14 protein-coding genes are annotated in these 13,002 nt (G+C 67.4%); 8 read left to right on the top strand and 6 right to left on the bottom strand.

Annotated elements, in window-relative coordinates; all coding sequences use genetic code 11:
• Positions 1 to 86: 86 nt before the first annotated feature.
• Positions 87 to 686 carry a DUF6134 family protein gene (locus tag Q8N10_RS11275; protein ID WP_304776200.1) on the bottom strand — a complete coding sequence of 200 codons (600 nt, stop codon included), beginning with the start codon at positions 684 to 686 and terminating at the stop codon, positions 87 to 89.
• Positions 687 to 780: 94 nt separating this feature from the next.
• Between Q8N10_RS11275 and Q8N10_RS11270 the strand changes: the two genes are divergently transcribed.
• Positions 781 to 1,191: an EVE domain-containing protein gene (locus Q8N10_RS11270; RefSeq protein WP_304776202.1), complete on the top strand. Its 411-nt coding sequence runs from the start codon at positions 781 to 783 to the stop codon at positions 1,189 to 1,191.
• 86 nt (positions 1,192 to 1,277) lie between these two features.
• Here Q8N10_RS11270 and Q8N10_RS11265 read toward each other — a convergent pair whose 3' ends face one another.
• Positions 1,278 to 1,742: a PaaI family thioesterase gene (locus Q8N10_RS11265; RefSeq protein WP_304776204.1), complete on the bottom strand. Its 465-nt coding sequence runs from the start codon at positions 1,740 to 1,742 to the stop codon at positions 1,278 to 1,280.
• A gap of 95 nt (positions 1,743 to 1,837) precedes the next feature.
• Here Q8N10_RS11265 and Q8N10_RS11260 point away from each other — a divergent pair, with 95 nt between their 5' ends.
• Together Q8N10_RS11260 and rarD are read left to right on the top strand one after the other, a co-directional pair.
• Positions 1,838 to 2,875, top strand: coding sequence for an aspartate-semialdehyde dehydrogenase (locus tag Q8N10_RS11260; RefSeq protein WP_304776206.1), 1,038 nt, complete (start codon positions 1,838 to 1,840; stop codon positions 2,873 to 2,875).
• 161 nt (positions 2,876 to 3,036) lie between these two features.
• A complete protein-coding gene (gene rarD / locus Q8N10_RS11255) occupies positions 3,037 to 3,945 on the top strand; it encodes an EamA family transporter RarD (RefSeq protein ID WP_304776208.1) in 909 nt (302 codons plus the stop codon).
• 248 nt (positions 3,946 to 4,193) lie between these two features.
• On the opposite strand, the gene Q8N10_RS11250 is transcribed toward rarD, so the two are convergent.
• From Q8N10_RS11250 to Q8N10_RS11235, 4 genes are all read right to left on the bottom strand, one after another.
• On the bottom strand, positions 4,194 to 5,318 hold the full coding sequence (locus tag Q8N10_RS11250) for a serine hydrolase domain-containing protein (RefSeq protein WP_304776217.1): 1,125 nt from the start codon (positions 5,316 to 5,318) through the stop codon (positions 4,194 to 4,196).
• The gene (locus tag Q8N10_RS11245) at positions 5,315 to 6,160 is read right to left on the bottom strand and encodes a bifunctional hydroxymethylpyrimidine kinase/phosphomethylpyrimidine kinase (RefSeq protein WP_304776209.1); all 846 of its coding nucleotides are present in this window, start codon (positions 6,158 to 6,160) and stop codon (positions 5,315 to 5,317) included. Before Q8N10_RS11245 ends, Q8N10_RS11250 begins: the two co-directional genes overlap by 4 nt.
• Positions 6,161 to 6,283: 123 nt before the next feature.
• Positions 6,284 to 7,675 (bottom strand): adenosylhomocysteinase, encoded by a 1,392-nt coding sequence (ahcY, locus tag Q8N10_RS11240; protein ID WP_305336614.1) that lies wholly within the window; start codon positions 7,673 to 7,675, stop codon positions 6,284 to 6,286.
• Between the two features lie 96 nt (positions 7,676 to 7,771).
• Entirely contained in the window at positions 7,772 to 9,214 is a 1,443-nt protein-coding gene (locus Q8N10_RS11235) for a CYTH and CHAD domain-containing protein (RefSeq protein ID WP_304779874.1), read from the bottom strand.
• Between the two features lie 56 nt (positions 9,215 to 9,270).
• Here Q8N10_RS11235 and bioB point away from each other — a divergent pair, with 56 nt between their 5' ends.
• The 5 genes from bioB to Q8N10_RS11210 all read left to right on the top strand — a co-directional run bounded on the left by bioB (position 9,271) and on the right by Q8N10_RS11210 (position 12,938).
• Positions 9,271 to 10,263 carry a biotin synthase BioB gene (gene bioB / locus Q8N10_RS11230; protein ID WP_370690214.1) on the top strand — a complete coding sequence of 331 codons (993 nt, stop codon included), beginning with the start codon at positions 9,271 to 9,273 and terminating at the stop codon, positions 10,261 to 10,263.
• A gap of 38 nt (positions 10,264 to 10,301) precedes the next feature.
• On the top strand, positions 10,302 to 10,688 hold the full coding sequence (locus Q8N10_RS11225; protein WP_304779901.1) for an MmcQ/YjbR family DNA-binding protein: 387 nt from the start codon (positions 10,302 to 10,304) through the stop codon (positions 10,686 to 10,688).
• A gap of 78 nt (positions 10,689 to 10,766) precedes the next feature.
• Positions 10,767 to 11,726: an ABC transporter ATP-binding protein gene (locus Q8N10_RS11220; protein ID WP_370690215.1), complete on the top strand. Its 960-nt coding sequence runs from the start codon at positions 10,767 to 10,769 to the stop codon at positions 11,724 to 11,726.
• Positions 11,723 to 12,484, top strand: coding sequence for an ABC transporter permease (locus Q8N10_RS11215; protein ID WP_305663922.1), 762 nt, complete (start codon positions 11,723 to 11,725; stop codon positions 12,482 to 12,484). Before Q8N10_RS11220 ends, Q8N10_RS11215 begins: the two co-directional genes overlap by 4 nt.
• A gap of 52 nt (positions 12,485 to 12,536) precedes the next feature.
• Positions 12,537 to 12,938, top strand: coding sequence for a GxxExxY protein (locus Q8N10_RS11210; RefSeq protein WP_304779882.1), 402 nt, complete (start codon positions 12,537 to 12,539; stop codon positions 12,936 to 12,938).
• Positions 12,939 to 13,002 lie beyond the last annotated feature (64 nt).

Genomic DNA, 13,002 nt, shown 5'->3' with positions numbered 1-13,002 from the left:
CAACTCACCCCCCTCGGCGACTCAACCCAAGGTACAGGTTTGCGTTGTGGGCGCCAGAGGGCTCCCGCCTGGCGGGAGCTGGAAGATCAGGCGCGCCGGTACTCGATGCGCGAGCCGTCCTCGAGCTTGCCCTTCAGGGCCGTCCAGACGCCGGCTTCGTCGTACCAGTTGTCGATCTCCGCCTCGCCACGCACCGCCCAGTGGTTGGCGCCGACGCGCCGGACGGTGACCTTCAGGATCTTCCCGCCCTGCGGATTGAACAGGGGGCCTGACAGGACCTCCGGGTTCCAATGGGTGAAGGGGCGCAGGCCAGCCGAGCCGCTCGTCCGGCCCTTGACGGTCTCGATGACCACGCCGCCGTCCGTGCGCCGCGCCGAGACGCGCTCGGCCTTGCCATTCGAGTCGGTGGTGGTCTCCAGGCTAACGAAGCGGCCGCCGCTCCACCGCTCGACGGCGTGATGGCGATAGCGGAACACGGGGACGGGCCCGAGCTTCACGGTCATGCGGACATCGGTGGTGACCGTGGGGGAGGCCGGGTCGCCCGCGAAGCTCATCTGGTGTTCGCCGATCTGTGTCCCGTTGCGCAGGACCTTGAACACCAGGCGGCGGTTGGCCGGGGTGGCGGCGAAGGCGAGACCGGGCAGGGCGGCCAGGCCGGCGGCGAGCAGGAAGCGGCGATCGATCATGCCGGAGCTACGCGTGAAGGCCCGCCCCGGATGCGCCTTGCCAAGCGCCGCCTTGGACGGCGATATCGCGAGCACACGGCAAGGGAATGCGCAGATGGCCCACTGGCTGATGAAGTCCGAGCCCGAGACGTTCAGCTATGAGGACCTGGTCCGCGACGGCAAGACGGTCTGGGACGGTGTCCGCAACAACCAGGCGGCCCTCTATCTGAAGGCCATGAAGGTGGGCGACGAGGCCTTCTTCTACCACTCCCAGAAGGGGCTGGAGGTGGTGGGGATCGCCAGGGTGGTGCGCGAGGCCTTCCTCGATCCCAGCGACCCGGCCGGACGCTTCGTGGCCGTGGAGGTCGCCCCGGTCCGCCTGTTGAAACAGCCCGTTAGCCTGGCCCGGATGAAGGCCAACCCGAAGCTCGCCGACATGAAGATGTTCAGGCAGTTCCGTCTGTCGGTCTGTCCCGTGGAGCCCGCGGAGTGGAAGGCGATCCTGGCGATGGCCGGCGAAGCCTGACCTGCCGAGGTCCTGGGCGTGGCCTGGCGCACGGCCGGTCCTGCGACTTCCGATCCTTTTCACCGCGTTGGGCGCGGGTAAGAGCGTCACCCCCGATCAGGTCTCCGCCGTTTGCCGGGCTCAGATGCCTGGGAAGGGGTGAGAGCAGCCAGACTGGCGTCCCCTGCCAGGGCCACGGTCATCTGGGTCTGGATCACCAGGCCCACCAGCCGGCCGTCCTCGCCGGTGATCCGCGTCTGCCAGACGCTGGACGAACGGCCGATGTGCAGGGGCGTGGCCTCGCCGGTCACGGTGGTCCCCTCCCGGGCCGCGCCGAGGAAGTTGGTCTTGCTCTCGATGGTCGTGGTGCGTGAGCCGGGGACGAGGTTCAGGTGGCCGCCGATGGCGCCGAGCGCATCGGCGAAGGCCATGAAGGCGCCGCCGTGCAGGATGTTTCCGGCCGTGCAGAGATCGGGCCGCACCAGCAGCCGGCCCACCACCTTGTCCTTGGCGCGCTCGACGATCTCCACCCCCATGAGATTGGCGAAGGGCATTCCGGTTTCCTGGGTCATGGGGTCCTCCTGAGGATCAATCGGGGCGCTCGCCTTGCGATTTCAACGCCAGGAGCGTAACGGAACGCTCCGCTTTGAGATGAGGAGAGACCCCGATGGGCTACCGCGTAGCCGTCGTCGGCGCCACGGGTAATGTGGGCCGCGAAATGTTGAACATCCTCGAGGAGGTTCAATTCCCCATCGACAAGATCCACGCCATCGCCAGCCGCCGCTCCATTGGCGTCGAGGTGTCCTTCGGCGACAAGATCATCAAGTGCCAGGACGTGGAGCAGTTCGACTTCTCCACCGTCGATGTGGTGCTGATGAGCGTGTCGGGCGCCTTCTCCAAGGAATGGTCGCCGAAGATCGGCGCCGCCGGTCCCATCGTGATCGACAATTCCTCGGCCTTCCGCATGGACCCCGACGTGCCCCTGGTGGTGCCGGAGGTGAACCCCGACGACGTGCTCTGGGCGCACAAGAAGAACATCATCGCCAACCCCAACTGCTCGACCGCCCAGCTGGTGGTGGCGCTCAAGCCGCTGCATGACCGGGCCAAGATCAAGCGGGTGGTGGTCTCGACCTACCAGTCGGTCTCCGGGGCCGGCAAGGAAGGCATGGACGAGCTGTTCGACCAGACCAAGAACGTCTTCGTGCTGGGGGCCACCCCGCCGAAGAAGTTCCCCAAGCAGATCGCTTTCAACGTCATCCCCTTCATCGGCGCCTTCCAGGACGACGGCTACACCGACGAAGAGCAGAAGATGTGGAACGAGACCCACAAGATGATCGACCCGGCCATCAAGCTGACGGTCACCTGCGTCCGCGTCCCGGTCATGGTGGGCCACTCGGAGTCGGTGAACGTCGAGTTCCACGAGCACCTGGACGAGGACGAGGCCCGCGACCTGCTGCGCGAGAGCCCCGGCCTGATTGTCATCGATAGCCGCAACGACCAGGGCTACATGACGCCCAAGGAAGCCCAGGGCGAGTTCCCGGTCTATGTCAGCCGCATCCGCAACGACCCCACCGTCGAGCACGGCCTGAACCTGTGGGTCGTGGCCGACAACCTGCGCAAGGGCGCGGCCCTCAACGCGGTCCAGATCGCTCAGCTCCTGCACGAGCGTGGCCTGATCAAGACCAAGGCCATCGCCAGCGCTTAAGGCGCCTCTTCTCCCCTACCCTCTCCCACAAGTGGGAGAGCAGGTGACACGAGATTGCCGGTCCGGACTCCGCGAGGGGTTGCGCGAATGACTCTTGCCGTAGGCCGAGCGGCGCCTAGGTAGGAAACCCGCTAGACGCTGACGCTTCGAAAGCTCCGCCCGTGACCCAGCCCGCCTCGATCGACCGCACGGCGCTGGGGGCCGGGATCCTCTGCTACTTCATCTGGGGGTTCGTGCCCCTGGCCTTCCAGGCCATCGGCCAGCTTGGCGTCGGCCCCTGGGAGACCCTGGCCCACCGCACCATCTGGGGCGCGCCGACGGCCCTGATCTTTGTGCTGCTCGCCAGCCAGTGGGCCCAGGTGGTGGGCGTCTTCCGCCGGCCCAAGGTGCTGGCCTGGCTGGCTCTCTCGGCCGGGCTGATCGCCGTCAACTGGATGGTCTTCATCTGGGCGGTCAATTCCGGCCGGGTGCTGGAATCCAGCCTCGGCTACTACATCACCCCGCTGATCAACATGGCCGCCGGAACCCTGCTGTTCCGCGAGCGCATGGACCGCATCGGGGTGGCCGCCATCATGCTGGCGGTGGTGGGCGTGATCATCCAGGCCGTGGCCCTGGGCCACCTGCCCCTGGTCTCCCTGGCCCTGGCCTTCTCCTTCGGCGGCTACGGCGTGGTGCGCAAGCAGGTGGCGGCCGACGCCCAGACCGGCCTGTTCATCGAGTGCCTGCTGCTGGCCATCCCCAGCTTCTTCTTCGTGCTGTGGCTGGAGGGCCAGGGCGGCGGCCACTTCCTGGCCAGCCCCGCCACCGTCGCCTGGCTGATCGCCTCGGGGCCGATCACGGCGGTGCCCCTGGTGCTGTTCGCCTGGGCGGCGCGGCGGATCCCCCTGTCGTTCATGGGCTTCCTGCAGTTCATCGGCCCCACCATCGCCTTCGTGATCGGCGTGACCCAGGGCGAGGCCTTCACTCCCCTGCGGGCGATCTCCTTCATCTTCATCTGGGGCGGGGCGGCGGTCTTCACCTACGGCGCCTGGCGCCGGAGCCGCGCCCTGCCCAGCCCGGTGGTGGCTTAGCCGCTCCACCGCGCCTCCCGGCGACCGCGAAGCGGCGGCGCGAAGCCGTCAAGGCCGGGACCCAATGCATGCCGGGCGCTCGTAGTTGCCCGCCCGTTCGTGTGGTTCGTGTGGTTCGTGGTTCCAAGTCTTGAAGCCCTCACGGCGTCGAGGCCCATCCGGTTGTCCACGAACCACACGAACATGGGAATCCTCACCCAGGGTCGGAGGTGAAACTGGGCCCCGGGCCTGCGCCCGGGCGAGCGGCGTTATAAGGACCCGTAGGCCGCCTCGATCAGCGCCTTGGGGCGGCGGTCGCCGATCAGGTCGGTGGATTGGCGGTTCATCACATAGGCCCCGGCCAGCCCCGTCTGCGGGTCGGCGAACACGCAGGAACCGCCCCAGCCGGAGTGGCCGAAGGTCTGCTCCCCGGGCCCCCAGACCTTCACCGGGGCGTTGCGCATGAAGCCCGCCCCCCAGCTCATCTCGAAGGGCAGGACCAGATCCTGGCCACCGATACGCTCGCGGGACGCCTCGGCGATCAAGGCCGGCGACAGGATGACCTCCCCGTCCAGCCAGCCGTCATCGGCCAGGGCCCCGAACAGGCGGGCGAGCGCCAGGGCCGTGGCGTGGCCGTTGGCCGAGGGGATCTCCGTGCGCCGCCACTCGGCCTGACCGCGCCCGCCGGCGGAGGACCAGGGGGTGAGGAAGGCCGCCCGAGTGGCCTCGTTGATCTCCCCGAACTTCGCCGGGCCCTTGGGGCGCTGCATGTCGGCGGCGCGGCCGTGCTCAGCGTCCGGCAGGCCGATCCACAGGTCCAGTCGGAAGGGGACGGCGAGGTCCTCGCGCAGGGCGGTTCCCATGGTCCGGCCGTCCACCCGGCGGAAGATCTCCCCGGCGATATAGCCGAAGGTCACCGGGTGATAGCCGCTGGCGGTTCCGGGCGGCCACAGGGGCGCCATGGCCGCCAGCTTGGCGCAGATGGCGTTCCAGTCGAACCACAGGGACGGCTCCATGGGATCTGGGAACCCCGAAAGCCCCGCCTGATGGCTCATGGCCTGCTCGACGGTGATAGCGGCCTTGCCGTTCGCGGCGAACTCGGGCCAGACACTGGCGACGGTCTGGCCGTAGTCCAGCTTACCGGCGTCCACCAGCCGGGCGATCAGCAGGGCGGCGATGGCCTTGGTGCTGGAGAAGATGCTGGTGAGCGTCGTGTCGCTGAAGGGCTGCGTGCGCTGACGGTCGGCGAACCCGGCCCAGAGGTCGACCAGAACCTCGCCCTTGCGGACCAGGGAGAACCGCGCGCCCAACTCCTCGCCCCTGGCGAAGTTGGCCTCGAAGGCCTCCCGGACCGCGTAGAAGACGGGGGCGCAGGTTCCGAAGATCTCGGTCAGATCAGCCGCTCCATGCGCACCGTCGGCGACGCGGCCTTCAGTCTCTGGGCCATGGCCACGACGGGCAGTTCGGCGGCGTTCCAGATCTGGGCGGCGCTGATGGTCTCGGCCACCCCGCCGACGGCGCGGGCCAGGGCGTAGGAGGTGGTCAGCCCATCGATGAGGGCCGCGCCGAACAGGGCCGACAGCAGGTCGCCGGTGCCCTTTGGAGCGCTGTCGGCGCGGGGATGGGCGGCCAGCCAGGCTTCCTTCTTGTCGGCATAGATCACCCCGATCTCGCCGCCGCGCTGCACCGACGACACCATCACCGGGCGGCCCAGCAGGCGGGCGGCGTGCAGGGCCTGGGTCGGATCGCGGGTCTCGGCCCCGGTCATGCGCTGCAGCTCCCAGGCGTTGGGGGCGACGATGTCGGCGCGGGGGACCAGCTCGCCGATCACCGCGTCGGCCACGTCGGCGGCGACATAGAGGCCCTTGCCGGCGTCGCCGATGGTGGGATCAACGATGATGATGGGTTTGCGGACGCCGGTCTCGCGCGGGGCGGCCCGCACGGCGTCGATGGCGCGGGCGGCGGCGCGAACCTGGGCGGCGGAGGCGAAATAGCCGGTGAGCACCAGGTCGGTCTGGGCGAACAGGCCGTTGGCCTCGATGCCGTCCAGCATGCCTTCGATGGCTTCCACCGGAACCGAGGCCCCGCCGGGGGCGCCCCAGCCGGGGTGGCGGCCATAGAGGACGGTGGGCACCACCATGGTGTCGATGCGGAAGGGCGCCAGGGCCTGGGCCTGGGCGGTCCCGCCGACACGGCTGGCGGCGACATGACTGGAGATGACGAGCGCTAGCGGCATGGCAGGCTTGTTAGCCGAGCCCACAGGGCGGCGCTAGCTCAACAAACAAAACGTCATCCCCGGCGCTTGGGGGGCTCGGCGGACTGGAGAATCGCCGGCGCCGGGGATGACGAAGGCTGGAACCTAGTAGCGGTAGTGATCGGGCTTGAACGGGCCGGCCTCGGGCACGCCGATATAGTCGGCTTGGTCCTTGGAGAGCGTGGTCAGCTTGGCGCCGAGCTTGCCCAGGTGGAGCATGGCCACCTTCTCGTCGAGGTGCTTGGGCAGGGTGTAGACCTTGGTTTCGTACTTGGCGCCATTGGTCCAGAGCTCGAGTTGGGCGAGCGTCTGGTTGGTGAAGGAGGCGCTCATCACGAAGCTGGGGTGGCCGGTGGCGTTGCCCAGGTTCACCAGGCGGCCTTCCGACAGCAGGATGATCTTCTTGCCGTCCGGGAACTCGACGTGGTGGACCTGATCCTTGATCTTGTCCCACTTGAAGTTCTTCAGGCCGGCGACCTGAATTTCGCTGTCGAAGTGGCCGATGTTGCAGACGATGGCGTTGTTCTTCATCCGCCGCATGTGATCGACGGTCAGGACGTCCTTGTTGCCGGTCGCGGTGACGAAGATGTCGGCCTTGTCGGCGATGTCTTCCATGGTCTGGACTTCGTAGCCCTCCATGGCCGCCTGCAGGGCGCAGATCGGGTCGATCTCGGTGACGATGACGCGGGCGCCGCCGTTGCGCAGCGAAGCGGCCGAGCCCTTGCCCACGTCGCCATAACCCAGGACCACGGCGACCTTGCCCGAGAGCATGACGTCGGTGCCGCGGCGGATGGCGTCCACCAGGCTCTCACGGCAGCCATAGAGGTTGTCGAACTTGGACTTGGTGACGCTGTCATTGACGTTGATGGCGGGGAACGGCAGCTCGCCGCGTTCCGACATCTGGTACAGGCGGTGGACGCCCGTGGTGGTCTCTTCCGACACGCCCTTGCAGGCGTCGCGGATGCCCGAATAGAAGCCGGGCTTCTCCTTCAGGTACCGCTTCATCACGGCGAACAGGGCTTCTTCTTCCTCGTTCTGCGGGTTGGCCAGGACACTGATGTCCTGCTCGGCCTTGGGGCCGAGCACGCAGAGCAGGGTGGCGTCGCCGCCGTCGTCGAGGATCAGGTTCGGATAGCCGCCGTCATGCCACTCGAAGATGCGGTGGGCGTATTCCCAGTACTCCACCAGGTTCTCGCCCTTGATGGCGAAGACCGGGGTGCCGGCCGCGGCGATGGCGGCGGCGGCGTGGTCCTGGGTGGAGAAGATGTTGCACGAGGCCCAGCGGACTTCGGCGCCGAGGGCTTCCAGGGTCTGGATGAGCACGGCGGTCTGGATGGTCATGTGCAGGGAGCCGGCGATGCGGGCGCCCTTCAGCGGCTGGGCCTTGCCGAACTCGGCGCGGACGGCCATCAGGCCCGGCATTTCAGTTTCGGCGATCTCGATTTCCTTGCGACCGAAGTCGGCGAGGGTGATGTCTTTCACGACATAGTCGGTCATCAGGGCTTCCTGTCGGCGCGAATGCAATTGCGGGCTCTATAGCCGCGCACGGGCAAGCCTGCAACTGTGATATAAAGATATCTTTATATGTCGCGGTCACCGCCAGAACGGCTTGGCCTCGGTCAGGGCCTTCATCTGTCTGGCCGCCGCCTTCAGGGCCTTTGGCCGCTTGGCGTCGCGCGCCGAGATCAGGTCGCGCGCGGCGTCGGAGTCATCGGTGGCCAGCCTGGCCACCAGGGTCTTGGCCACGGCGGCGTCATTGAGGTCGCCCAGGGTGTCCTGCAACGCCTTCAGCTTCTTGATGTACCGGCGGCCGGGCTGCGCCGTGAACAGGGGGGCGAAGGCCTCGGCGGCGTAGCGCAGCTTCTTGGCCGCGATCCGGGCGGTGTGGCGGCCCGCGTCGTCCAGGGCCCGCAGGTCGTGACCCAGTTTCAGCAGCTTCTTCCAGCGGCGGTCCAGAGCCTTGGCGGCGAAGTCCCGGGCCGAGCGGCCAGCGCGATCCCCGCTCCGCCAGGCGCCGGTCTCCACCCAGGCGGTGGTCTCCAGCACCAGGTCGCGGAAGCGTTTGGAGGCGACGGCGGCGGCCGTCTTGGCATGGGCCTGGGCGCGGGCGGCGGCGATCTTGGGGGCCAGCGGGGTCCGGTCGCCGGCGATCTCCAGATTGTCCTGGGCGAAGACGTCCAGGTCGCGGGCCTCGTCGCAGGCGCCCGACAGCCATTTCAGTTCGGCCTTCAGGTCGGCCAGCCGCGGATCGTCAACCACGGCCTTGAAGGTGCTCATGGCGCTGCGCAGCCGGCGCACGGCGACGCGGAGCTGGTGCAGGGCGTCCTGGCTCTCGGCCTCGCGCAGCACCAGGCCGTTGGCGGCGATCTGGACCAGGGCGTTGCGGGCGATGGTCTGGAAGGCCTCGCCCGCCGTCCCGCCCCGGCGCAGGGGCGCCTTGTCGTGCCGTCGGGGTTCGCGCTCCGTCCCGGCGCGAAGGGCCTGGCCCTGCGAGGCCTTGCCGTCGAAGGAAAGATAGAGCGGCGCGGTCACCGAAAGTTGGCGCGCCAGGGCGAAGAGCGCCGCCGGGTCGCCCGACTTCAACTCAAGCTCCAGCTCGCACAGGGTGCTGCGCTTGTCGCCCGTGGTGATGTCCCCCTGGTCGAGGGCCAACTCGATCTGCGCCCCCGCATAGGTGAAGGTCCGCTGCTGGCGAGTGACGCGAACGGTGAAGACCGGCTCCAGGGCCTTGCGCTGGGCGGGCTTGAGGGCCGCCTTCACCGCCGGCATGGTCAGGTTCAGGGCGTCGCCGGAGACCTTGGCCTCGTGCTCCTCGCGGGCGAAACCGTCGCCACGCTTCAGGGTCTGGACGCGTTTGCCGTTGCTCTCCCGCAGACGCAACGAGACGTGGGCGGCCTGCAGGTGGCCGTCCGGCGTGTCGAAATAGACGGCCGTGAACTGCTTGGTTTCCTCCAGCCCTGGCGGGGCGGCGGCCAGCAGGGCCGTCACATCCTGCGGCTCGCAGAGGAACTTCAACTCGATCTCGTCGGCGCCCATGCGCTAGATGCTCCTGCCGCCCGATTCAGAATGGGCGCCCATACGAGGAGTGCACCATGAACGCCCCCTTCCACGCCGTCCTTGATGAAACGCAACCGCGGCACGATTGGTCCCTGGAGGAGGTGGAAGCGCTGTTCGAGCTGCCGTTCATGGACCTGGTGTTCCGCGCGGCGCAAGTCCACCGCATGTGGTTTGACCCCACCGAGGTCCAGCTCTCCCAGCTGCTGTCGGTGAAGACCGGCGGCTGTCCCGAGAACTGCGGCTATTGCAGCCAGTCCCAGCACTTCAAGACCGCGACCACCGCATCCAAGCTGCTGGACGCCGACACCGTGATCGCCGCGGCTGCCGAGGCCAAGGCCGGCGGGGCGCAGCGCTTCTGCATGGGCGCGGCCTGGCGCGACCTGAAGGACCGCGATGTGCCCAAGGTGGCCGAGATGATCGCCGGCGTGAAGGCGCTGGGCCTGGAGACCTGCGCGACGCTCGGCATGCTGACCCGAGACCAGGCCCAGTCCCTGAAGGACGCCGGCCTCGACTACTACAACCACAACCTCGATACCGGCCCCGACTACTACGACAAGGTGGTCACCACCCGCACCTACCAGGACCGCCTCGACACCCTGGAGGCCGTGCGCTCGGTGGGGATGAGCACCTGCTGCGGCGGCATCGTCGGCATGGGCGAGACCCGCCGCGATCGCGCGGGCCTGCTGCATACGCTCGCCACCCTGCCGGCCCATCCCGACTCGCTGCCCATCAACGACCTGATGCCCATTCCGGGCACGCCGCTGGGGGACTCCACGCCGGTGGACGGCATCGAGTTCGTCCGCATGATCGCCGTGGCCCGCATCCTCTGCCCCAAGACCGTGGTGCGCCTGTCGGCCGGCCGCGAGCATATGAGCCGCGAACTGCAGGCCCTGTGCTTCCTGGCCGGCGCCAACTCCATGTTCATCGGCGGGCGCCTGCTGACCACCGCCAACCCGGACAAGGACACCGACGCGGCCCTGATGGCCGACCTGGGCCTGCGCCCCATGACCATGGGCGTCGGCGCCTAGACGCTTCGCAAAGGCGTGGGCGGTGGTAGTTTCAGGCCATGCCCACGCCGCACCAACAGGCCGAAGCCGCACTCACCGCCTACGCCCTGAGCCTGCCGGAGACAGACCTGGCGCCCGGCTGGGGCGAGACCCGCTACCTGCGGGTGCGGGGCAAGGGCTTCGCCGTCTTCGGCGACAAGGCGCAAGCGTCAGACGCCCTGACGCTCACCGTCAAGCTGCCGATCTCCTACGAGATGGTCCAGGACCTCCCGTTCATGCGGCAAGGTTCACCCTGGTACCGGGAGAACAGATGGGCCATCTCGCACTTTGGTCCTGAAGATGACATCCTGGCGGAGCTCGACACCCTGAAGGGCTGGGTGCGCCAGAGCTATGTCGCCATGGCGCCCAGGGCCCTTTCGCGGCTGCTGACAGAAACCGGCGCCTGAGCGATTAAAGCTTGGCCGATGTCGGCCTGGGCGCCCCTTATTCGTCCTGCGGACTAGCTTGACCCCCCACCCGCGCATATCTGCGGGACCCCCGATGACCCCGGAGCCCGCGTGCAGCCGATCATATCCGTGAGAGGTCTCTCCAAGACCTATGCCGGGGGCTTCCAGGCCCTGAAGTCGATCGACCTGGATATCCGCAAGGGCGAGATCTTCGCCCTGCTGGGCCCCAACGGCGCCGGCAAGACGACGCTGATCAGCATCATCTGCGGCATCGTCAATCCGGGCTCGGGCCAGGTTCTGGCCGATGGCCATGACATCGTCGCCGACTACCGCGCCGCCCGTGGCAAGATCGGTCTGGTGCCGCAGGAGCTTTCCACCGACGCCTTCGAAAGCGTCTGGGACACGGTGAAGTTCAGCCGCGGCCTGTTCGGCAAGCCGCCCAATCCCGCCTATATCGAGAAGATCCTTCGCCAGCTCTCCCTGTGGGACAAGAAGGCTGAGAAGATCATGGCCCTGTCGGGGGGCATGAAGCGCCGCGTGATGATCGCCAAGGCGCTGAGCCACGAGCCGCAGATCCTGTTCCTCGACGAGCCGTCAGCGGGGGTCGATGTCGAGCTGCGCCGCGACATGTGGCAGATGGTCCGGGGCCTGCGCGACAGCGGCGTCACCATCATCCTCACCACCCACTATATCGAGGAGGCCGAGGAGATGGCCGACCGGATCGGGGTGATCAGCGCAGGCCAGCTGATCCTGGTGGAGGACAAGGACGTCCTCATGCGCAAGCTCGGCAAGAAGCAACTGACCCTGCACCTGCAGGAACCGCTCACCGCCCTGCCCAAGGAGCTGGCGGACGAACCGCTGGAGCTGTCGGCCGACGGGGCCGAGCTGGTCTACACCTTCGACACCCAGAGCCAGGAGACCGGCATCGCCGAGCTCCTGCGCCGGCTGGCCAAGCACGGCATCGACTTCAAGGACCTCCAGACCAGCCAGAGCTCGCTTGAGGAAATCTTCGTCAGCCTGGTGAGGACCCCGCGATGAACCTGCATGCGATCCGCGCCATCTATCACTTCGAGCTGGCCCGCACCTGGCGCACGGTGCTGCAGTCCATCGCCTCGCCGGTGATCACCACCTCTCTCTATTTCATCGTCTTCGGCTCGGCGATCGGCTCGCGGATGACGCAGATCGACGGCATCAGCTACGGCGCCTTCATCGTGCCGGGCCTGATCATGCTGGCGATCCTCACCGAGAGCATCTCCAACGCCTCCTTCGGCATCTACATGCCCAAGTGGTCGGGCACGATCTACGAGGTGCTGTCGGCGCCGATCTCCCCGGTGGAGATCGTCATCGGCTATGTGGGGGCCGCGGCCACCAAGTCGGTGATCCTGGGTCTCATCATCCTGGCCACGGCGCGGCTCTTCGTGCCCTTCACCATCGCCCACCCCTTCGTGATGATCGCCTTCCTGGCGCTCACGGCGGTGACCTTCTGCCTGTTCGGCTTCGTCATCGGCATCTGGGCCGACGGCTGGGAGAAGATGCAGATCGTGCCGATGATGATCGTCACGCCGCTGACCTTCCTGGGCGGCAGCTTCTATTCGATCAGCATGCTGCCGCCGATCTGGCAGAAGATCACCCTCTTCAACCCGGTGGGCTACCTGGTCTCCGGCTTCCGCTGGGCCTTCTACGACAAGTCCGACGTCAGCGTCGGCGTCAGCCTGGCGGCCACCTTCGGCTTCATGCTGCTCTGCCTGGCCGCCATCACCTGGATCTTCAAGACCGGCTACAAGCTGAAGACGTAGGACTGAACGCGAGCTAGCTTGGCCATTCGGGTGAAGCTGCGCGCTAAGAAGAATGGTCCACGAACCACACGAACCACACGAACGGGTGCTCTATCCGGATGAGGTGTTTCGGATCCAAGGCGCGATCTTCGAGGTCAATCGAGAGCTTGGCGCCGGTTTCCTTGAAGCCGTGTACCAGGAGGCGCTGAGTATCGAGTTCGAAGCCCGTGGAATACCCTTCGCCGCTTCGCGGCCGTTGAGCCTGACCTACAAGGGCCAGGCGCTGAGGCAGACCTATGTCCCGGACTTCGTCTGCTTCAACACCATCATCGTTGAGATCAAAGCCCTGCGCGAATTCGCGCCCGAGCATCGGGCGCAGGTCCTGAACTACCTGAAGGCGTCCGGAATGCGCCTAGGTCTGCTCGTGAACTTCGGCGCCATGCCAAAGGCCCGCATTGAGCGCCTCGCCCTCTGAACCCGTTCGTGTGGTTCGTGTGGTTCGTGGACATTCTTCTTCTGGCTTCGCCAGAACGCCAGGC

Source organism: Phenylobacterium sp. (genome assembly GCF_030693625.1).
Taxonomy (GTDB): domain Bacteria; phylum Pseudomonadota; class Alphaproteobacteria; order Caulobacterales; family Caulobacteraceae; genus Phenylobacterium; species Phenylobacterium ferrooxidans.
Note: the sequence above shows the minus strand (reverse complement) of the source record. Positions and strands in the feature narration are given on the sequence as shown.

What these genes read in the sequence shown, in the direction of transcription:
- Q8N10_RS11275 (WP_304776200.1), bottom strand. Translation starts at nt 686, where the DNA reads ATGATCGATCGCCGCTTCCTGCTCGCCGCCGGCCTGGCCGCCCTGCCC.
- Q8N10_RS11270 (WP_304776202.1), top strand. Translation starts at nt 781, where the DNA reads ATGGCCCACTGGCTGATGAAGTCCGAGCCCGAGACGTTCAGCTATGAG.
- Q8N10_RS11265 (WP_304776204.1), bottom strand. Translation starts at nt 1,742, where the DNA reads ATGACCCAGGAAACCGGAATGCCCTTCGCCAATCTCATGGGGGTGGAG.
- Q8N10_RS11260 (WP_304776206.1), top strand. Translation starts at nt 1,838, where the DNA reads ATGGGCTACCGCGTAGCCGTCGTCGGCGCCACGGGTAATGTGGGCCGC.
- Q8N10_RS11245 (WP_304776209.1), bottom strand. Translation starts at nt 6,160, where the DNA reads ATGCCGCTAGCGCTCGTCATCTCCAGTCATGTCGCCGCCAGCCGTGTC.
- ahcY (WP_305336614.1), bottom strand. Translation starts at nt 7,675, where the DNA reads ATGACCGACTATGTCGTGAAAGACATCACCCTCGCCGACTTCGGTCGC.
- Q8N10_RS11235 (WP_304779874.1), bottom strand. Translation starts at nt 9,214, where the DNA reads ATGGGCGCCGACGAGATCGAGTTGAAGTTCCTCTGCGAGCCGCAGGAT.
- bioB (WP_370690214.1), top strand. Translation starts at nt 9,271, where the DNA reads ATGAACGCCCCCTTCCACGCCGTCCTTGATGAAACGCAACCGCGGCAC.
- Q8N10_RS11225 (WP_304779901.1), top strand. Translation starts at nt 10,302, where the DNA reads ATGCCCACGCCGCACCAACAGGCCGAAGCCGCACTCACCGCCTACGCC.
- Q8N10_RS11215 (WP_305663922.1), top strand. Translation starts at nt 11,723, where the DNA reads ATGAACCTGCATGCGATCCGCGCCATCTATCACTTCGAGCTGGCCCGC.
- Q8N10_RS11210 (WP_304779882.1), top strand. Translation starts at nt 12,537, where the DNA reads ATGGTCCACGAACCACACGAACCACACGAACGGGTGCTCTATCCGGAT.